At 46.3% G+C, this 21262-nt stretch carries 19 protein-coding genes; 5 read left to right on the forward strand and 14 right to left on the reverse strand.

What is annotated here, in order from left to right; all coding sequences use genetic code 11:
* The first annotated feature begins 33 nt into the window (after positions 1-33).
* Genes PAENI_RS08495 through nagA form a run of 3 tightly spaced genes read left to right on the forward strand, consistent with a single transcriptional unit; the run spans position 34 to position 2815 of the window.
* Entirely contained in the window at positions 34-912 is an 879-nt protein-coding gene (locus PAENI_RS08495; RefSeq protein ID WP_042191459.1) for a MurR/RpiR family transcriptional regulator, read from the forward strand.
* On the forward strand, positions 912-1640 hold the full coding sequence (gene nagB, locus PAENI_RS08500; RefSeq protein WP_076119467.1) for a glucosamine-6-phosphate deaminase: 729 nt from the start codon (positions 912-914) through the stop codon (positions 1638-1640). Before PAENI_RS08495 ends, nagB begins: the two co-directional genes overlap by 1 nt.
* Positions 1628-2815 carry an N-acetylglucosamine-6-phosphate deacetylase gene (gene nagA, locus PAENI_RS08505; protein ID WP_149644965.1) on the forward strand — a complete coding sequence of 396 codons (1188 nt, stop codon included), beginning with the start codon at positions 1628-1630 and terminating at the stop codon, positions 2813-2815. The genes nagB and nagA overlap by 13 nt, the downstream gene beginning before the upstream one ends.
* An 89-nt stretch (positions 2816-2904) precedes the next feature.
* Here nagA and PAENI_RS08510 read toward each other — a convergent pair whose 3' ends face one another.
* Complete coding sequence (locus PAENI_RS08510) at positions 2905-4008, reverse strand: YhcN/YlaJ family sporulation lipoprotein (protein WP_188114508.1); 1104 nt, start codon at positions 4006-4008, stop codon at positions 2905-2907.
* Between the two features lie 201 nt (positions 4009-4209).
* On the opposite strand from PAENI_RS08510, the gene PAENI_RS08515 reads away from it, so the two are divergent.
* A complete protein-coding gene (locus PAENI_RS08515; protein WP_149644967.1) occupies positions 4210-5280 on the forward strand; it encodes a glycosyltransferase family 4 protein in 1071 nt (356 codons plus the stop codon).
* A 64-nt stretch (positions 5281-5344) separates the two neighbouring features.
* Here PAENI_RS08515 and PAENI_RS08520 read toward each other — a convergent pair whose 3' ends face one another.
* The 11 genes from PAENI_RS08520 to PAENI_RS08570 all read right to left on the reverse strand — a co-directional run bounded on the left by PAENI_RS08520 (position 5345) and on the right by PAENI_RS08570 (position 16560).
* Positions 5345-6385 carry a glycosyltransferase family 4 protein gene (locus tag PAENI_RS08520; protein ID WP_149644968.1) on the reverse strand — a complete coding sequence of 347 codons (1041 nt, stop codon included), beginning with the start codon at positions 6383-6385 and terminating at the stop codon, positions 5345-5347.
* On the reverse strand, positions 6382-7104 hold the full coding sequence (locus PAENI_RS08525; protein WP_188114509.1) for a glycosyltransferase: 723 nt from the start codon (positions 7102-7104) through the stop codon (positions 6382-6384). The genes PAENI_RS08520 and PAENI_RS08525 overlap by 4 nt, the downstream gene beginning before the upstream one ends.
* A gap of 31 nt (positions 7105-7135) precedes the next feature.
* Positions 7136-7711: a class I SAM-dependent methyltransferase gene (locus PAENI_RS08530; RefSeq protein ID WP_149644970.1), complete on the reverse strand. Its 576-nt coding sequence runs from the start codon at positions 7709-7711 to the stop codon at positions 7136-7138.
* A 6-nt stretch (positions 7712-7717) separates the two neighbouring features.
* Positions 7718-8434, reverse strand: a complete 717-nt coding sequence (locus PAENI_RS08535; protein ID WP_149644971.1) for a glycosyltransferase — start codon at positions 8432-8434, stop codon at positions 7718-7720.
* Positions 8431-9414 (reverse strand): SDR family oxidoreductase, encoded by a 984-nt coding sequence (locus PAENI_RS08540; RefSeq protein WP_149644972.1) that lies wholly within the window; start codon positions 9412-9414, stop codon positions 8431-8433. The genes PAENI_RS08535 and PAENI_RS08540 overlap by 4 nt, the downstream gene beginning before the upstream one ends.
* The gene (locus PAENI_RS08545) at positions 9411-10250 is read right to left on the reverse strand and encodes a dTDP-4-dehydrorhamnose reductase family protein (protein ID WP_149644973.1); all 840 of its coding nucleotides are present in this window, start codon (positions 10248-10250) and stop codon (positions 9411-9413) included. Before PAENI_RS08545 ends, PAENI_RS08540 begins: the two co-directional genes overlap by 4 nt.
* Positions 10247-11233 (reverse strand): polysaccharide biosynthesis protein, encoded by a 987-nt coding sequence (locus tag PAENI_RS08550; RefSeq protein WP_042191479.1) that lies wholly within the window; start codon positions 11231-11233, stop codon positions 10247-10249. The genes PAENI_RS08545 and PAENI_RS08550 overlap by 4 nt, the downstream gene beginning before the upstream one ends.
* Entirely contained in the window at positions 11223-12317 is a 1095-nt protein-coding gene (wecB, locus tag PAENI_RS08555; RefSeq protein ID WP_076285976.1) for a non-hydrolyzing UDP-N-acetylglucosamine 2-epimerase, read from the reverse strand. Before wecB ends, PAENI_RS08550 begins: the two co-directional genes overlap by 11 nt.
* 280 nt (positions 12318-12597) lie before the next feature.
* Complete coding sequence (locus PAENI_RS08560) at positions 12598-14061, reverse strand: glycosyltransferase family 4 protein (RefSeq protein WP_149644974.1); 1464 nt, start codon at positions 14059-14061, stop codon at positions 12598-12600.
* A gap of 315 nt (positions 14062-14376) precedes the next feature.
* The gene (locus PAENI_RS08565) at positions 14377-15492 is read right to left on the reverse strand and encodes a CgeB family protein (RefSeq protein ID WP_149645074.1); all 1116 of its coding nucleotides are present in this window, start codon (positions 15490-15492) and stop codon (positions 14377-14379) included.
* 51 nt (positions 15493-15543) lie between these two features.
* Entirely contained in the window at positions 15544-16560 is a 1017-nt protein-coding gene (locus PAENI_RS08570) for a CgeB family protein (protein WP_081383023.1), read from the reverse strand.
* A 331-nt stretch (positions 16561-16891) separates the two neighbouring features.
* Between PAENI_RS08570 and PAENI_RS08575 the strand changes: the two genes are divergently transcribed.
* Entirely contained in the window at positions 16892-17653 is a 762-nt protein-coding gene (locus tag PAENI_RS08575; protein WP_149644975.1) for an AAA family ATPase, read from the forward strand.
* 147 nt (positions 17654-17800) lie between these two features.
* Here the strand turns inward: PAENI_RS08575 and wsfD are convergent, their stop codons facing one another.
* Positions 17801-19216 carry a glycan biosynthesis hexose transferase WsfD gene (wsfD, locus tag PAENI_RS08580; RefSeq protein ID WP_149644976.1) on the reverse strand — a complete coding sequence of 472 codons (1416 nt, stop codon included), beginning with the start codon at positions 19214-19216 and terminating at the stop codon, positions 17801-17803.
* Between the two features lie 8 nt (positions 19217-19224).
* On the reverse strand, positions 19225-21117 hold the full coding sequence (locus tag PAENI_RS08585) for an LTA synthase family protein (protein WP_149644977.1): 1893 nt from the start codon (positions 21115-21117) through the stop codon (positions 19225-19227).
* Positions 21118-21262: the final 145 nt, after the last annotated feature.

The following is a 21262-nucleotide window of genomic DNA, read 5'->3' on the forward strand; positions in this document are numbered from 1 at the left end:
TTAAAAAGCTACATTAGAAGTCGAGGTGGATTGATGTCCCCAATTTTATATGCACTTGAGCATGAAAAGTCCAAGCTGTCTCAAATGGAGCGCAAGCTGGCGGAACGGATCCTGTCATCACCAGGTGAAATCGTTCATATGGGCATCACAGAACTCGCGGAGCAATGCGGTATTAGTCCTGCTACTATCACACGTTTTTGTAAGGTTCTACATTTTAAAGGCTTCCCAGATTTCAAAGTAAAGCTGGCGGCTGAAATTGCTCATAGCGATGCAGCGCCTCAGGATGGTGGTTCTTCTTATCAGGATATCGTCGCAGGTAACCCGCTTTCCGTAATTGTGGAAGCGATGCAAACGAACCACCTGACATCCATTCGGGATACTACTTCACTCCTAGATCTGGAACGATTACAAGCAGCCGTTAATTTATTGTGCCAAGCACGGCGAGTGGATCTTTACGGGATGGCGACTTCCTCCATTGTCGCACAAGATTTCTATCAGAAGCTGATCCGCATTGGCGTGAATTGCACCGCTTTCGCTGATTCCCATATGCAGATTACATCTGCCTCTTCGCTATCTGAAGGCGATGTCGTATTCGCAGTATCGTATTCCGGAGAAACCCCAGAGACTATTGATGCTTTAACTTGTGCCAAAGCCAGCGGAGCAAGCACCATCGCTCTAACCTCTTACGGCAGCAGCACCTTGGCAACTCTGGCTGATATTCCACTCTTCTCCTCTTCTCTGGAAAAAGGAATGCGCCGAGGAGATATGGCTTCACGTATTGCCCAGCTACACATCATTGATATTTTGTTTACTGGAATGGTCAGCACCCGTTTTGGGGATTTTATTCCTAGACTGGAGCAATCTTATTTGAATGTCCAACATTACCGAAACAAACGAGGAGGTCAATCTTAATGAATATTCTTAAGTTCAATAGTGATGAAGATTTTGTACAAACGGGTGCGAATCTTATCGCCAGCCTGCTTCAAAGCAATCCAAAAGCGGTGCTCGGTCTAGCGACCGGAAGTTCCCCAGTTGGTGTTTATGCCAAATTGGTTGAAATGCACCAAAAAGGACTTGTAAGCTTCTCGAAAGCCACTTCCTTCAATCTTGATGAGTATATCGGATTGCCTGTTGATCACCCGCAGAGCTATCGCAGTTTCATGAACGAGCAATTATTCAATCATATTGATATTGACCCAGGACAGACACATATCCCTAACGGCAATGCAGCAGATATGGAAGCGGAGTGCCTCGCATACGACAAAATGCTGGAAGAGAACGGACCGGTTGACTTGCAGATCCTCGGGATTGGAAGCAACGGCCATATCGGGTTCAATGAACCAGATGCCAATCTGAGCAGCAAAACCCATGTCGTTGATTTGCTTGAAGACACACGGGAAGCAAATGCCAGATTCTTCGACTCTTTGGACGATGTACCGCGGCAAGCAATAACCATGGGCATCGGCGGCATTCTGAAAGCTCGCCAGATTCTATTGTTAGTACGCGGTGCCGGCAAAGCTGAAGCCATCCGAAATGCCGTTGAAGGTCCGATTACTACCCAGTGCCCTGCATCTTTACTGCAGAGCCATCCGAATGTAATCGTCCTTGTAGATGAAGGAGCAGGAAAATGGCTGAAATAAATAAAGAACCAGGAAAATTACTGTTTGGTAAAGTGCTGACTCCCCAAGGATTAATTGAGCATGGCGTGATTGCCGTATCGGGTGAGCAAATTCATTATGCCGGCGAGGCAGCATGGCTTCCAGAGGCTTATGCGCACTGGCCAGCTGATGGTCAAGCTTCGGAAGACCTGCTCATCCCTGGATTTGTAGATGTGCATGTACACGGTGGAGCTGGCCACGACTTTATGTATAGTGATGCTGAATCTTTAAATACCATCACTAAATTTCACAGCTCCCAAGGCACAACTACCATGCTGGCTACGACTATGACTGCCTCTAAGCCAGCCATTGACCAAGTATTTGCCGAAATAAACGCATATCGCGCCACTGAGATGCCATACACACAAATCGCGGGCATGCATTTGGAAGGACCGTTCATCAGCCCAAAATGGTCCGGTGCACAAAACCCTGAGCATATTGTACTTGCCAATATTGAGTGGCTGGAACAATGGGAGAATGATTATCCGGGCATGATCCGGCAAGTCACCTTGGCTCCCGAACGCGAAGGTGCACTAGAAGCTATCCTCTGGCTTCGTAAGCATGGTATTACCGCTGCTCTCGGTCACACCGATGCTTCCTTTGAAGAGGTTATTGCCGCGGCAGATGCCGGATTAAATCAAGCCGTGCATATGTTTAATGCAATGACACCGCTACATCACCGCAAGCCTGGAGCTGCTGGTGCTATACTGTTCGATAAACGCATACGTGCGGAGATCATCGCCGATGGCATACATGTTCATCCTGCAGCGATTTCTCTAGTGGCTAATCTAAAAAAAGATAACAATTTGTTATTAATTACAGATGCCATGTCTGCAACTGGCCTAAGTGATGGTGAATATACAATCGGTGATTTACCTGTGCTGGTTCAAGATGGCATCGCCACACTTAAAGATAACCCTGCCGCTTTAGCGGGTAGTACACTTACCATGATTCGTGGCTTCCGTTATCTCATACAAGAAGTAGGGCTCAGCTTAGAAGAAGCCTCCCGTGCTGCAAGCCTTACTCCGGCGATATCCATTGGAATGGAGCGTTCCATCGGTACCTTGGAAGCCGGAAAACGTGGTGATATCCTGCGTCTTGACGCTGAATTGAATTTGCAAGGCGTATGGATTGGCGGTCGCCCAATTACCATTTAATAAGGTGGTTATATAATAAAAAAGCAACAATTCTCGCCACAAAGGTGAGGACTGTTGCTTTTTTTTGGTTTATAAAATCGAACTATTGATTAATAATTACGTGTTGGGAAAATTCGCTCAACCATCGTTCGGAATTCATCCACAAAACCCTTGATTGGATGACCCGCACGGGCCTCTTCTGCATAAACGTTAACACGCTCAACAAAGTCTGGGTTTGCTGATACATATACATCCTTAATCGTTGCATCATGTTTTTTAACTTCAGCAGCGATTTTCGCTTTAATTTCTTTAGTTACTGTATCTGTTTCTTTCATATTCATTGTGTTATTTGTATTGTTCATGTGAGTCGAATGAGTACTGTTCATGTGAGTCGAATTACTTCTGTAATTCGTACCATGCGTACTATTGGTGTAGTTTGGAGTGGTACTGCGAATACCCATTCCAGTCCCTAAGCCATCTGTCATTCCTGTCCCGGTTCCGGTTGCATTTCTGGTTCCCAGGCCCATTCCGTTACCAATACCCATCCCCATATTGACATCACGTTTCGAACCGTTGCTATTCAGCAGAGGTCCATTATTATAAGTATGGGTTCTTGTCCCAGTCGTCCCTGTACCTGTTCCCAGACTTCCCATTCCGGTTGTTCCATTTCTGTGAGTACCCATGCCAAGTGTTGCAGGTCCAGTGCTTGTTGTACCAGGGGCTGTATTCACAGTGCCTCTCAGAGCTCCGTTCGTTCCATTCGTTACGGCCCCTGTACCATTCATCCCATCGCGTCCAATCTTCACGCTTCCTGTACCCGACATTACTCCAGTCGGTCCATAATTGTGAGGAACTGTAGACGATTTGGCTCGATAAGATGTAGTACCTTTGGCTCGAAGACCAGTAGTTGTATCATGTAACGTTACAGCGACATACGCATTTTTACCTGCCAGCATTACGTTCGCAGTGCGAACTTCAGGCATAGCAGCAATACGATCAGCAAGCTCCTGACTGACCTCCATTTTTGTAATATTATGCGTACCCATTGTTCCTCCGCGCACGGAGTTTACACCGATACGTCCGTCATTTACCCCCCGGACACTATTAGTTTGCACATTAGTCTTTCCTGCCGTGTTCGTCCCACACCCTGTAATACTCACCAAGCCTAGAAGTAATGCGGCTGAGACTGACATGCTGATCTTGGATCGCATCATGAATTCATCCTCCATCTCTATTGTTGTATGTGTGCAGCGTAACAGTCGTTAGCATGACCTTCCGAAGAACAAGCTATCCTGAAAGGATTTGGAACTATGTCTGTTTACCGTCACCTGCGAATGCACATCGGCGTATCTTATAAACAGTAAGCCGTATTTCAACGAGTCGGTATTGCTCCGCAAAAGTCAGGAGGCACGTGCATGAAAGTTTTATTCACGTTTTATATACCGAGTGGCGGGGTGGAGACTTTAAATAAGCTGCGGTGCGAGAGTCTCCAGCGTAATGGGATCGAATGTCATGTTTTATATCTAATGCCTGGTTCAGGAAGCCAGAATAAGGCTAACTTTCCGGTCTTCATTTCCTCTATAGATGAGGAGATTAAAGAAGTACTTGAGACACATAACTATGATGCCATTATTGTTACATCCGATTATTTATTGCTTAAGCGTCTGCGTGAGCTCGGTTATGGCGGTATTTTGATATACGAATCTCAAGGACTTGGAAAACGGAGTCATGCGGAAGATCTAATCAAAGACGCTATTCCTTATTTCCGCTCCTACTGTAACGCTGTCTTAATCCCACCAACGGATCATTTACTGGAGCTGTTTATTGAAATCTGTCCATGGCTACATCGGTATGTCATTTCCAATATTGTTGATGTTCAGTCCTTTCAGCACATCCCTGCTGAGCCTCCCGCTGATCCGGTCATCGCTTGGGTCGGGCGTCTGGAAAGCAACAAAAATTGGCGCGAATATTTGAGAATTGCCCATCAAATTCGCCTTCACAAACCAAACCTTCATTTATGGATGTTTCATGATCCTGAATTAGCCACAGAGGATCAAAAGCAGCTCTTCCAAGAAGAATTGCAAACCTTAGGTCTGAATGACCGTCTGAGTACCTTTACCAATATTCCAAATCATGTGATGCCGATTTATTATTCCTCGATAGCCAATTCGGGTGGGTTTCTGTTATCCACCTCTGTAACAGAGGGATTTGGATATGCCGTTGCGGAAGCCATTTGCTGCACTTGTCCCGTACTTAGCACGGATTCCGACGGCGTTAGATCTTTTATTGTGCATAATATTTCAGGTAAATTTTATCCTCTTGGCAACATCCAAACGGCCGTCAATGAAGGGCTAGAGCTAATGAACAATATGCCAATGCGAAATGCACTCCGCCAGCAGGGAAGAAATTATATGGTTTCACGTTACGGTACGGAAAAATATGCGCAGTCTTTTCGTGAAATGATGAACTCCTTTGCCATCTTCTAACTGCAAAAAAACCTTCAAACCACTTTTTGTGGATTTGAAGGTTCTTTTATAATTTTGGGACATACTAAGATGGATTTCTTGATACAATCTCAAATAACATATTTTGAAATATTCGTGTACTTTTTTCCCATGTGAAATCCTGTGAAACCTCTTCACCCTTACGAGCCAATCGTAGGCGTAAAGACGGGTCTCTGATTAAGGTTATAATGTCATCTGCAAGCCGATTCTGAAACCGATAGGACATTAAACAGTTATGACCATGTGTACAATATTCCTTATTCCCACCGGCGTATACCGTAACGAGCGCTGCACCACAACGCATAGCCTCGATCCCTGGTAACGAACCTGTATCATACGTACTCGAACTTACAAAAATGTCGCTCTCACTATAGTGGAAACAGAGTTCTGTATCATTCGCTGGAGTTCTTATTTGGTAACGTTCGTCGTTCACTAGGGCTTGTAGCGTTGCAGACTCCGCTTGTTCTCCGGGATGAGAAATTAAATATATTTCAACCTCTGGATGGTGGGCTTTAACCTTATTTAATTGCTGAAGTAAATAATCCTGCTCACGGTGAGCTGAGAATCCGCCCTCTGGTTTGCGCATAATCGCGGAAATTACCAGCCTTTTATTACGATCACGGATTTTCGTATTTTTAAAAACAGGACCTACCCCGATCGGTACGATTCTCCCTTTAATCCCATGGTTCATCTGGACAATTCCTTGTTGCCAGTGTGATAGAACCAGTAGGTTGGATGCAATATTATACGATGAAAAAGAACGGCTATTGTCAGGTAAAAAGGTAGGCTCATAACAAAGCGCCAATCGAACATGAATGCCTTTCCCCTCTTCACTTGCCCGCTGTGATACCTCGACTGTGGTATAGAAGTTGGAGATAATCACATCTCCTGCAGGAAAATCGCTTGCTGCCAGTTCTCCTTCTTTTGCATAGATCAGTTTACATTTCATCTCGTATTCTACGACACCATCACTGGGTAAGAGGATCGTCACTTCATGACCCATTTCTGTCAGACGATTAGCCAGTTCCGTGAGCATACGCTGCGCCCCGCCCCTAGTTAGAGTTAGAACAGGAAATATTAATTTCATTTCCCTCTCTCCTTTTGCAACAAGCGTGATAGAACCCGGCGATGTCTTGCTTGTACCTGCTCAATCTCCTTTTTCTGCTCCTCTTTGTGAATCACTGAGCCCATTTCGTTATGAACTCGGTAATCAAGCAGCGGTTCCTCTATATAAGACCATGTATAATACGGCAAAATACGCAGCCATAGATCATAATCTTGTGTATACAACAATTTCTCATTAAATTTCCCTACTGTGCGGAAGATATCCATATGGAGAAGAACCGTACTTCCATTCACCGGACAGCCTAACATCATGGTCTCAATAAACTGGGCCCTGCTGTCAAAAATCATACTTATCGTCTCTGAAATCCGCCCACCCTGCTCGTTTACATAATAATAGGCTGTATAATTAAACAAAGTATCTGTGCTCTTGAGCATTTGCATCTGGTGATTGATTTTATTCGGATGAAATAAATCGTCAGCACTTAGCCAGGCAAAATAAGTTCCTGCGGCCATTCCTATCCCTTTGTTTAGCGCGGAGGCCGTTCCTCCATTGCTTTTTCGTATATAAATAATCTTATCCCTGAAGGGCTCAAGCTTCTCCATCCAAAGAGTAGATCCATCATCGATTACAATGATCTCTATGTTCGAATAACTTTGTTCCAAGACGCTTTGGATGGCGAGATCCACATATGGACAGTTATAAAAAGGAATGATCACCGACACTTTAGGTTCTTCACTCATGCGCTCACCTCCTTCACCTGAAGCTCGCTCTTTATACTGTTTTGCAAGCCAATAAGGCATCTACCGGAGCATGCCCTTCACCAAACGCCTCACGAAATGATGGATTTTGAGCATGATGAAAGCCTTTAAGTACAGTTACAGCATATCCCAGCTCCATAAAGTCCTCCGGCTCCCATCCGCTCCGATGCTTTTGATAATGTTCTCCTTGCAAGTGATAATGGTCCGTTCCCTCCTGCGGAAAAAAACCCCGAGGTGTAAACACGACTACACGATTATAGGCGATTCTCTCGGCCATCCCGAGTAATCTCTGTCCTTCCTTCCTTTCAAAATGTTCTATGGAATCGATAAAAGTGACTGCCGAGAACGTCTTAGGAAGAAATAATTTATCCATATGACTGGCATCCCCATGCACTGGAATAATGTGAGGTGATTTATACTCACGATGCAGTAGGTAAGGTCTGTGAATTTCTAGTCCTAGGACAACTGCGGCTTCATACCGTTCAAGCAGGGTACCGGTGCCGCTGCCGATATCCAGTATACTTTCACAGAATTTCAACTGGTCCAATAAGATTGGTAGAAAGTCATTCACTTCAATTTCCCGGTACATACCTTCTTACCCCCCCATCGAAGAGATCAAGTGTTGGAGCGGACCCTTGTAGCGAGCGTTGGTTGCAGCTGCCTCTGCCATAATGACATCGTAATACTTAAGCGTCCCCATCCCTTCATGATTACGGTAAGCGGTGAGTGACTGATTCAGCATCACAGGTGCATACCCGTTCAGAATCGCGCGGTACCATAAATCATAGTCATGTGTATAGGGAAGTGATTCATCAAAAAAACCAATCGCTCCAAATACCTCTCGTTTGAACATCACCGTGCAGCCATTAATCGGGTTCCCCTGTAAAAAACAACGTAAATAATCGAGGTGACTAGGAAACAATAGCGAAGCGTTCATCTGAACTAGTTGAGATTGAGCGTTAATAAAATTGAAGTTGGTATAGGAGATGAACAGGTTGTTCTGCTCCATGAACAGCACCTGATTATTGATTTTGTCTCGATAGAATAAGTCATCTGAGCTGAGCCAGGCCACATAGTCTCCGGTTGCATGCAAAATGCCGTGATTCAGTGCGGAGGCAGTCCCTCCGTTACTTTTTCCCAAATAATGAATTCGCGGAAAATACGGTCTAATCAGATCTGTGTGAACGGTCGAGCCGTCATCGACGACGATGATCTCGTATGGCTCCCAAGACTGTGAAAGCACACTTTGCAAGGCATGTTCTATATAAGGGCAGTTATAAAAAGGAATCACTACCGATACTTTCGGTCTCATAACATCCGTCCTTCCCAGTTCACGCGGCAATAGTCCAAAATATCTGTTAAGGACTGACTAAACTCAATTCCCGGCTTCCAGCCCAGTGAAGATACATTGTCTTCAGGTGTTGCAGAGGCATCTGAAGTTATTAGTTTATCCCCTGCCACTCCGTTAACCGGAATAGAGAGAGCAGCTTGTGCTGGTCCCCAGTCCATCGGAATTGAAGCACTGGAGCGGCTTATCAGTTGCTCCGCAATATCCCCAAGTTGCCGTTGTGTCCCTGAGTCGATTTGATAAATGGTTCCATTAGTACCTTCGCGCAATATAAAGTCATAAGCTCTTACAGCATCGCGTACATCCAAAAAATCACGTAATGCATAGCGAGATGAAAGTTTAAAGGGAGGGATTTCTTCGCCTGCATGCACTTCACTACGAACAATATGCTGTGCCAATAAAGAGCAGAAACCAGTAGAAGGACCGGGACCGATTAGGTTGCAGGGCTCAGCCAGCAGAACGGGCTGTTTAAACAGCGTCCCCCAAGCCAGAGACACCAGCTCTTCTATTGTTTTGCTGAGGCTATATGGGTGTGGGGGTCCTGCCACCACACCCGGTTTGAATTTAAGTCGCGAGCCTGCTACAAGAATTCGACTGGTAGGTAGACTTCGCATGGCTTCTAGCAAATATAACGTTGCCATCACATTCGTCTCCATAAAGAGCAAAGGGTTACGCCAAGACTCGGGCACCGAGTTGTTTCCTGCCAAATGAAGGACAGCCTCCGGTGTAGTTTCCTTGATCATCTCAGCTACGGCCTTCCGATTGCTTAAATCACAGTAATAAACCTTCACTCCTTCTGGAAACAAAGCGGAAGGCAGGGCACCCGCTGTGGATGGCGGACGCACCACAGCGGTAACCTCAGCGCCTCCTGCCAAGAACAAATGAACGGCATGTCGACCGGTGAATCCAGCAGCCCCTGTAATTAGTAGTTTTTGACCTTTCATGGGGACATCTCTGACTGTTTCATCCAGTCAGCCAGTTCTTGCAGCATCAATGGGTACGAAGGCAACGGCAAATCAACATCCGTTCTTGTATTCACTAATGTTCGATCTTGAACATGTTCATCCTCAGGGATGATTTCCACATCCTCTTTATGAAAAGCAGCCTGAATATGCTGAAGCAGCTCATACTTACTTACCGGCTTCGGATGCGCTAAATGGATCAGCCCCGATACCGTGGAATCCAGCAGCGTATCCATTGCCTTAGCTAATTGGAGTGTAGTGACTCCGTTCCACATCACCCGGCGGTATCCTGACACTTGACCATGCTGTGCCAAAAACCAATCCATCAAACCAATGCCGTCTGGGCGGATTTCCGGACCAATAATCGAAGTCCGGATCGTAAGATGCCCAGGTTGCCGCACCTCGCCAAGACTTTTCGAAATCGCATAGGCAGAGGTTCCATCAGGAACATCCTCTTCTGTGTACCCCCCGCGTGTTCCTTCAAACACGCAGTCGGTACTAATATGAATAAGTCTTGCATGAACAGCTTCCGCCATCCGCCACAAGTGGTGAGGAAGAAAGCCATTCACGTGGTAAGCCCCTATTTTGTCACGTTCTGCGAATTGATTGAGTACTCCCATCGCATTAATGATGCAATGAGGGGAGACGATATCGACCAGCTTCTCTACTCCGGCTATATCGTTCGCATCTACATACAGCCCGCCAAGATCGCTCTTATCCCGGGTTGTATGGAAGACGTGATGCTTGCCCTGGCGGCGGAAATAATCCGCCAGCATATGCCCCGCCATACCGTTTCCACCAAGGATAAGCAGCTTCATTGCAGGAAACCTCCTCGAATCAAGATGCTTTTGATCTCTTCCTGATCCATTAGATTCGTCTCGGAGCTGAAACTATTAAAAGAGACATGAGGATAAGCGCTATAATGTGCCTTTAACTCTGGCATGTTCAGCGTTGGGAGAATCACTAGATACTGTTCATCGTAGACAACGGTTGTTAAGCTTTCGAAATCGCTCATTAGAATCTCGTGTATTTTCTCCCCCGGACGAATTCCGGTCTCGATAATACTTACATTCGGCTCTCCAGAGGCCTCGATTAACACCTCAGCCAGGTCGATAATCCGGCAAGTAGGCATGGTCATGACAAAGATTTCTCCACCTAAGCTAACCTCAGAAGCTTTAAATAACAACGTAATCGCATCGCGTAGTGTGAAAAAGAAGCGGGTCATTTTCATATCGGTAATACGTACCTGTCCCTTGTCCTTGATCTGCTTCATGAACAAATGTACTACGCTGCCGTTCGTTCCGAGCACATTACCTCCACGTACGGTTACAAAACGGGTGTTTGAGCCAATTAGATTGGCATAGACGAACAATTTTTCCCCAATCGCTTTGGTCATTCCATAGAAGTTCGACGGGTTTGCAGCCTTATCCGTAGAAATGTAAATGGCTTTCTCAACGCCATTCACAATGGCTGCTTCGATCACATTCTGAGTGCCTACAACATTGGTTTTGAGCGCTTCATAGGGCTGATCTTCACAGACCGGAACATGTTTGAGTGCCGCCAAATGGAAAATATAATCAACGCCACGGCAGGCGGCGATCAGCGCATCCTTGTCGCGGATATCACCAATGATAAAGCTGAGACGTTGATCCTCGAACTCCCGGCTCATCGCCACCTGAGCGGACTCACTGCGGGAGAATACGATGATTTCCTTAGGATTTTGCGGCAGAAGTTGCCTAATCAGTTCATGCCCCCAGGAACCGGTGCCGCCTGTGACCACAATCCGTTTATTATTGAACATGCAGGTTCCCTCCAAGCAAAAATTTAACTACCTTTACCGAAACATCCGGAGTCAAGTAACCTTCCGGAGCCTCCCAATCCCGACGGAGCGCCGCCATCAGCTTGACGCTACGTAGAATACTTTTCTGGTCAACACCTGACACCACGTTACTTCCGCAATCTACCGTTTCGGGACGCTCCGTTGTTCTGCGAATCGTAACGGTTGGTACTTTCATCAAGCAGCATTCCTCCTGTACGGTCCCACTGTCGGTGATGGCACACAAGGCGTGCTGTTCCAAATAAACAAAATCAAAAAATCCGAAGGGCTCATGAAATTCAACGAGAGGGTTCATTGGAAGAGAAAATTGCTCAGTTAGTTTGGAGCGAGTGCGAGGATGAATGCTGCATATTAAACGAATTCCAAAATGCTCAGCCACTGCGTTAAGACCTGACATAATTTGTACAAGGGACTCTGGATCATCTACATTCTCTGCACGATGTGCTGTTACAAGGAAATACTGCCCTGAGGTAAGATTCAGCTGCTCCAGAATGCTGCTAGCCTGGATTTTCGGTTCAAAATGAGTCATGACCTCATGAATCGGATTTCCTGTTAACACAATACGTCTGCTTGGGAAGCCTTCGCTGATTAGATGTCTTTTGCTCTGCTGTGTATATGGCATATTAATGGTCGAAACGGCATCTATGACACGGCGGTTTTTCTCTTCGGGCACTTTTAGGTCATAGCAACGGTTGCCTGCCTCCATATGCACCACCGGAATACCCATTCGTTCGGCCAAAATCGCGCATAACGCGCTATTCGTATCCCCCAGAAGTAAGACACGGTCTGGTTGTTCTTTCTGTAAAATGCTCTCTAGCCCTCCGAACATGGCGGCAAGCTGGCCGCCGAGTCCTGCTTGCTTATCCTGCAGCACATAATCCGGCGCCCGCAGTCCCAGCTCTGCAAAGAAAATGCCGCTGAGACTGGCGGTGAAGTTCTGGCCGGTATGCACCAGGATGTGCCGCTCAGCATGTTCGTCGAGAAGCGGAATGATAACACTGAGGCGGATGATTTCAGGCCTCGTGCCTAAAATCGTCATGATCTTCATGAGTTCACTCCCCTGCCTGTTTGATGATGGTCTGACTTGGCTCAGTCGGGTGGACTGAGACTGCTAGAAGCGCGGTTTGGGCTTTTAGCAGGATTGGTAGAATAGTAGATTGAGACAATTTGCGGGATTTATACCGATCATTTGGCGGTTCCGGCTCGAATCGCGTCAATTTACGGGATTTATACCCCTCTTTTCGCTCTTTTAGCCGAATTCGCGATAATCTGGAGCATAAATGCCCCTCTTTCCGCTCAGCTTGCCTCCTTCGCGGCAAGCGAGGCACTTACCCTGCGCGCCGCCGCCCACCCCGGCGGGCTCGGCGGCGCTTGCCCCCGGCGGTGCTACGCCGCCGGGCAGAGCCCTTACGCCGCTTACGAGCAGCGCGGCGTAAAACCAACGGGCGCCCGCTTCGCCGGCGCGCCCGGGCTTTGCCGCGTCGCTTGCGGGCGACGCGGCTCGGCAGGCCCTTGCTTCGCGGCAAAGCCGGCGACGCAGCGGGCAATTCAGGCAGGATAGCGGGTGGTTCCACCACGCTGTCAGCCTCGCGCACCGGCGGTGCGCTGCAATAGCGGAGGCTCCACATCTCCGCAAGACCCTGCAGGCGGCTCCGATAAGCCGCCGGACCATAAACGGCGTCGACGCGCTCCCGCGCTTGGGCGCCTATGGTTATCGCCAGTCCCGGCTGCGCCAGCATAACGTTGACTCTTTCGGCCAGCGCGGAAATGTCCGACGCGGGCACGAGATTTTCGCCGCAGCCTGCTGAGTGCAGGATTTCCCGCAAGCCCCCGGAGTCGTAAGCGACCACAGGCTTTCCAAAAGCCATTCCTTCCAAAGCGGTCATTCCAAAGCCTTCGCGGATCAGGCTGGGAACAACCAGCACATCCATAGCGCAATAAGCAGATGGAAGGCATTCAGCATAACCAACAAATTTAAATCGGGTATACAGACCCTCGAGCTTTACCTTGCGGACACACCGATCATAGTAGCTTTTGTCACCAGCTGAACCTATGACAACAAATTTCGCACTAGGATGGACCGCGTACACAAGCACAGCCATTTTCACAAAATGTTCCAATCCTTTTTCCTTATTAATAAAGGAAGAAATATAACCGACCAGCTGCTCCTGCGGTTTAATCTTTAGCTCTCGCCGTCGTTCGCCCCGAAGCTTGCTCCAAGCCTCAATCATCATCTCTTTGTCATTCCAAGAAGGGGGAAGCTGAATCACTTTCTCCGCTCTTACTTCCTCTGGAAAGCAAGCTGCTGCCGTTTGTGAAATAGCCAGAATCTCATCACTATTCCGATGAATCAGCCCTACACTAATGGGTGTAAATTCATTGTCTGTTATCGTCTCTGATATTTTCCATACCACCGGAATGCCCAGTGAATTGGCAGCCATTGCTGGCAAAGCATGGACACAGGTACTTGTAATAATAAACGCCGGGCGCAGAGAGGTCAGCCAGTCTGTTAACTCGTGGTACTCCCTGCTTTCCTGGAATTTACGAGCATCTGCCTCGAGCCCTGCATAAGGAGTGTACATTCCGTATAAAAGAGGAATTGAGAGCAGTTGTACACTTATTCCGAAGCTTCGAGCCTGAGCAGTCAGCTTGCCGTCCTGTGGTGCAACGAGAATACAATTAAAGTACGGAGAAAGCTCCTGAGCGAAAAACAACAACAGCTTCTCCGCTCCGGTAATACTGCGTGTATTAGATACATGTGAAAAGAGGACGATTGTAGCTTTATCAGCCATGGCGTTTCGGCGCTCCCTAACGAGGGCCTGGAGCAGCCATTCACCTCCCTAAAAGTTTTACGAAGCGTTGCTCAGTCTCTTACTCCGTAGTAAAACTCGCTTCGGAAGCATTCGCTTAGCCCGAGCCTCGCCCTCTCAGCCCATAACCCACCTTTGCCTCCGTTCAGCTATACAAGCCGCTCCATCAGCTTCTTTTCATCAGGTTACAGGCATACGCTGAGGTCCGGTTCTACAGTATATCGAGGAAAAACAGATGCCGGCACGACACCTGTCCCCTGCTAAGCGCACATTTCCATATCCAGTTTAGGCCTAAGTCTAGCCGTAGATTACTGTTAGCATCTGGTGAATACGTTTTGCGTAAGTGTGATCCTTGAGCGTCCGTTCAAAAGCACGCAACGCGATCGCCCGGCGTTCCTCCTCATGGGTTAAGTAATAACGGATCTTATCCATCATTTCCTGAGGACTCGCAAAGGTCACAATTTCTTCATCCGGTTTGTAGAAAGATCCCATATCATCTCTAGCATCTACTAATTGCAACGTGCCCGTTGCTGCAATTTCAAAGGTACGTGGATTAGGAGAAACGGCAGGAATCGAAAGCGTATTGTTATTAACCACTTCATCAATGTGCGAGCGGTGGAGGTTAATGACGATTTTGGAGCCGCTGTAAGCTACTGACGTCTCTTGTGGGGACATCCATTTGCCAATTTCAATACGGTCACCGTAGAGCGGAGCCTCAGGCAGACGATCCCACCAGATTCCGTTAATCACCGTGTTATAGTTCATCAAATCAGGAAGAATCTCACGGAAGAAGTTCACCCGGTTCCAATAGGCGGAGCCAATAAAACTAACTTCCCGATTCACTGACGAACGTGTTGTAGTAGGACGGTAATGTTCCAGGTGAGCAGCAAAGGGGAGATAATGGACCTCTGGGCAACCAAGTCCCCGATAGAACTCAATACAATTACGTTCAAGTGTGAATACAAAATCGTAGTGAGCCACAATCTTGACCGTAAAGTCAGTGTAATAAGGATCATCAGTAAGCCAAATAGCTGTCCGAATGCCACTAGTGCGTATTGCATCGATCTGCTCAAGAGGTAAATCCATCCCGTCTAGCACCAATACTAGATCCGGTCTTTGCACTGCAGCCAGTTCTACTAGATTTTGACGCACATCCGTAATTGTGACTTGAGCTGTTAATTTTTGTAGTGCGCAAAGAACCGCATCATCTAAAGGAGAGTAAGGGTAGCCTTTGCCAGAAGCGACATACATGACATGAATATTCCGCACAGGAAATACTTCTTCAGATCGACCATTCAGGATCGCAAGACGCCCCCGTAAATAGCCCTCATCATACCCCCCCTTGAAACCACTCAGACGACCACGCAGCTTTTCTTCCTCCGGAGGTGTCAGAGGTAATGGGGGGGTAGGCATAATAAATTCATTATTGTTCATAATCCTCGCTCCTTTATCCCGTTATAGATTTCATACACGTGAAGCAATTACATTCAGCAAATGAGGCAAACGCGCAGTGAATGTATGGTTTCGCATGGTAGTCCGTAATCCCCGTAAAGCATAGATTCGCCGCTCTTTTTCATGCTTCAAATAGTACTCAATCTTCTGCTGCAGTTCCTTAGCGGAGCCAAAAGTATCCAGATCATAACCAGGCCGATAATAATTGCCCAAATCCTCACGAACATCCGTAAGCTGCATAGTACCGCAGGCGCTGATCTCATAGGTGCGCGGATTAATGGAGCGTGAAGGAAGGCGGTAGCTATTCCGGTTATCCTGACCCTCTTCCCACGGGCGGTGAATATTAATGACTATTTTTGCTCCACTGTAGTAGTTCGCTGTCTCCTCAGGCGGGATAAAGCCATTGCTGATAAAAGGTGTAAGTTGATCATAGGTTGCGAGGCGTTCCCAGAACCCCCCAGCGATAAGCACTTTTTTTCCCTTAAGATAAGGTGCCAGTTCGTCAAACAGCTCTGTCCGATTACGAAATGCATTACCAATAAATACAATGTCATACTGATATTGCGGGCCGGTACGCCGTGGGTAGAACATCTTTGGATTGACACATAGTGGCAAATAATGAACCGATGACACCCCAAGGGATTGATAAAACTCTACGCAACCCAGCTCATGTGTAAATACGTGATCATAATGCTTGCAAATGACTGAAGTGTCCTCTGTAAAATAAGGATCATCCACAAACCAAATGGCGGTTGGGATGCCTAGCTTTCTTATCTCCGAAATCTGTTCTAAATGATTTTCCGGGAATACATGAAGCCCATTCATCACTAGCACTGCCCCAGGCATTTCCCGTGCCGCGGTTTCCAACATCGTTTCAGGAGTACTTATTACAAGCTCACTTACAAGCTGCTGCAGCGCCTCCGTTACGCCAGTGTCGATCGCCTGAAATCCTTGAGGAACATACATTAACTTAAATGGTCGGCAGGCTTCGACCCCTGGAGTATTCAGACGCTGCACAGCCTCACACATGCCAAGACGATATCCTTCGTGATAACCGTCGCGATATTCTCGCGGATGCTTGTGTTTTTTTCTCTTTCTCGCTTTCACGGCCTTCACCCTGCCCCGTCGTATTCTCAAGACAGTATAACTATATGCGGAGTCAGCACTCGCCTCATGGACATCTGTCTTTACTAGAACTAAATTGGCAGATGTCCCCTGTCTTTTGCCCGGCTTGCCCGAACCTTAGAAGATTTCGTCCACTCACAGGATGCTGGTATACTATAAAGGTCTAGCTTGAGACTTACATCTCGTCATATCTGAGCGGAAATGATTATTTATGGCATTCACAAGGGGGGGCACTATGAATAACACCACATTGTACTTGCGCCATGCAGAACTGCTTCGTGATCAGGTTCCATCATTCCAAACCTATCCATTTCATCTGCCAGCCGTAAGAACACTGGATCGGCTTATTTTTCAAAAACCAGTAACCTTTCTTGTCGGGGAGAATGGCACAGGGAAATCTACCTTGCTAGAGGGAATTGCTGCTGCGTGGGGCTTTAATCCTGAAGGTGGAACACTTAACTTCTCTTTTAACACTCGTTCCTCGCATTCGAGTCTCTATGAGTATTTTAGAATTGCTAGAGGGGTTAGACGTCCGAAGGACGGCTTTTTTCTACGCGCGGAGAGCTATTATAATGTGGCTTCCTACATTGATGAATTAGATGAACAGCCTAGTTTTGGTCCACCAATCAAGAACTCCTATGGAGGCAAGTCTCTGCACGAGCAGTCTCACGGAGAGTCTTTTTTCGCAGCGTTCGTTCATCGTTTTGGAGGGCGTGGTCTTTATATTCTCGATGAACCTGAAGCGGCTCTATCTCCTCTACGGCAAATGTCTCTGCTGGTGCGTATGCATGAGCTAGTGCAACAGGATTCACAGTTTATTATCGCGACCCATTCTCCCATTCTAATGTCCTATCCGGGAGCTGAGATTTTTCTTCTAGAAGGTGAGGGCATAAGGTCTGTCGCCTTGGAGGAAACAGAGCACTATACCGTGACCAAAGCATTTATGAATGACCGCCAGGGTATGCTGCGTGAGCTATTAGAGGATGAACAAGCATAAACACCTTCGACGTCCCTATAAGGACGGTAAGCGTTTAAGCGAGAAATATAAGGATAATTTACAACATGGAACATATAAATTCTTATATTTTAATAAAAACAGCAAGTCTCCATAATCGGAAACTTGCTGTTTGATTTGTTCCATAAATTAACGTCTTACAATTCCCACTACCTTGTGTACAACCCATCCGAACATGACTACAACCATCATATCGAAGCACACATTAAACAAGAATAAATGCTTACCGATGTCAGCCCTTCCGTCCCCAAGAATCGGAACCAGGAAGGAGAAAATCCCTATCAGTCCCAATAACATCAGCAGTTCACCAGCAACTCTTCCCCGAACATCCCGACTACGGAAATATTGGAACACCGCCCCGGCAAAATACACCAGATAGAATATAGTGAGAAATCCGAGCGTATGCGGAATATGCTTGTTCTTGAATTCGCTCCACCCGCTGTAAGTGTACGATAATGCACCTGCTGGCTTATTTTCACTCTTCTCATAGTTCCCTAGATAATAAGGACGAATCGCCATACTGTTACTCGCAGCATATTCCATATTATCTATTAACCGTCCTGGATGTTTTAAGTAGAAGAACAATACATCCTTATGGGATACCCGGTCGTAGAAATCCGGTACCAGCGAAGGATCATCCTGTTTGATCACTGTATCGGTCTGAAAATAATTCGTGCCCGCAAGTACCTCCAACCGCTCCGGCAATCCGAGATCCTGCAAATCTCCCTTCACATCCGGTGATTCGTTTAATATCCCAAAAAACACAGTCTGATACAGGTTAATATGCTTCAGCTCTTTTGGCGCCGTCACGTACATAACGATGGATACCAGAAATATCGCAATCGAAAAGCGTAAGGCCAGCTTTCTCCATTTTCGCTCACCATCAAGCGTCATAAACCGCAGGAAGATCAATGCAAAGGCAATCCCAATCGGCGCATTCTGAATTTTGGAGGTGACCAGAAACAGTATCGCAATAAAAAATAAGGTTAACCCCTTAGTCGTAGGTTTTTCTTGGCTAGTGAGTCTTAACCCCAGTGCAAAGGTCAACAGCATAAACACCATCGATACCGGTTCTCCAAACAAGGAGTTAAAGTATGCCAAATACCCAATATCATAGAATACAAACAAAATAGCTGCACCTAGCAGCAGCCCCGTAACATAAGAGCCGCGAGCATTGTACTTCACCAGCAGCCAGGTCGCCACCAGTAAAAGAAGACCGTAAACTGCACCGAGCAATCTAACATCAAAAAAGCTGCCATGGATGAGCCCGCCGATCAACCTCGGTACAAGCACAATCAAAATCTGTGAAGAAGGATAGAAGCCCCTAAACAAATTCTCATACGCAAAACGAGAATGGCTAAAATTAAAAAACTGGTCGGTATACGATGCTGCAGTATCATAGTAGTTCAGACCGATGGTATTCATCATACGCAGGAAATCTCCATTATCAGCAACCCCAATAAAAGGTCCTACGAATAGCAGATAAATAATGAGACCGCAGCCGGCAAGGCTTACGAGATACTCCGGTTTCCAGAACTTTTTCATGATTCCCCCTATCTCTGTGGTAACAGCTTCACATATTCGTCGGACAAATTCATTAGCTTCAATACATACTCATAATCGCTCTGATATTTCGAGAAGTCCGTTACCGGCTTGAGCGTATCCAGCGACACAGCTTCACCATCTGCAAATCCTTTTCCAGGGACATAGAGAATGTCATCATTAAAGAAGGAGCCGGAAGGCAAATAATATCTCATCCCTAACACATTACGATCAATGTTGAGCAGGTCATGACCAAAGGCTGTATAACCTTCTTGTTGTAGTGAAACACCCATTAAATTAGCTATCGTAGGAAGGATATCTAGTTGTCCTCCCGTACGCTCTACTACCTTCCCTTGCTCCATTCCCGGCACACGCACAATGAGTGGAATATTAAAGCGGCTGATCCGGGAATCATATGGAACACCAAGTGCACTTTCCACTTGCTCTGGCGGAACGTCCTGAGGCTGCAGGCCAAAGTGGTCGCCATACATGACCAGAACAGTGTCATCCCACAATCCATTTTCTTTCAAACCTTCTATTAAAGTACCTATGGCATAATCAGTATAGTTTATAGCAGTCAAATAATCACCAAGCATCGTATCCTTCAAATTATCAGGCACAGTGATTTTCTTAAAGGAATCTGGGATTTTGAAAGGATGATGACTGGATGCTGTCACCATCTGTGCGTAGAAGGGAGTTCCCTTCTTCTTCAGCTCTGTCAATTTCTCGACACCCGTAATATACAGTTGTTCATCGGAAGCACCAAACGCATTAAAATGATCATTCGTAAAATAATCTTTGTCATAATAACCATTAAACCCAAGTGCCGGATATAGCTCATTCCGATTCCAAAACCCTACTTTATTCACATGAAAGGTGTATGCCTCATACCCTTTATCTCTTAGCAGTCGTGGTAAGCTTGGCAATTCTCTGTCCCCGAATCCGGTAGACATGGCCAAAGTACCAATCGGATAAATAGACGTATTGCTCATGAATTCAGCGTCAGATGTATTCCCTGGACCAATCTGCTGGTAAACATGAGGAAAATAAAAGCCCTCATCCGCTAACTTATTCATGACTGGCGTCAATTCTTGACCATCCAAGGATTGATGTAGTGGGAAATTCTGAAAAGCTTCTAATTGTAGCACAATTACATTTTTACCCTTTTGTGAGCCAAAATAATCAGGAGTCGTACCCGCTGGCTTGTCACTATAAGGATAGGAAGATTGCAGGGCGTCAACCTTCGCAATCGTATCCTTAATATCACCCGTTCCAATGAGATTGTTATCTTCATTAATCTTAATCGCAGCAACGACTTCATAATTTAGAAATCCGGCAGTTTCCGCCTGTACAAGCTCATTTGTAATCCCCCGTGCAGAGTGGACAGAATATGCCGATAAAGAAAAGCCTCCAATAATGGATACCAGAATCACCACCACATGCACGAATCCTGTCTTCCGGGAACTAAAGCGTTCACGCGGGTAGGTCTTTCCTTGTTTCCATCTGCGAATCAAACCATAGATAGCGAAGATGACAAAATCCACGAAGAATAAGTAATCAATACTCTTTATGGTAGATTCTACGCTTGCCTTCACTTGAAATACCTGATTGATTTCAGATAAGGCCAGGTAGGTTGGAACAGAACCAAAGTGATTAAAATATACAGCGGCTGCGAACAGCAACAGCGATAAAAAGCCGTTAAATATCCAATAGACGGTTGTTCTCACCCTAGATGGCGTAATCACCGTTAAAATCCCCATAATAAAAAGGACTGGCGCTACATCCGCTGCAATCCATTCCCAAGCAATTCTATCAAAGAACAACACTCTCAGAAGCAACAGCTTTAACCATAACAATATAACAACGATAAAAAAATGGGCGCGATCCGGCCCTTGCTTTTTCACTTATAATCCCCTCTTACATGTTCATTTGTTCGAAATATCAAATCTATTCTAGTAATTTGTAAAATATCAGGTTGTTCTAGTATAACAATACTTACTTTTTTTATCAAAATGGTAGAATTATCTTCCACTCAAAAAAAGAGATGCC

This window comes from Paenibacillus sp. B2(2019), from assembly GCF_008370385.1.
Lineage (GTDB): Bacteria > Bacillota > Bacilli > Paenibacillales > Paenibacillaceae > Paenibacillus_AQ.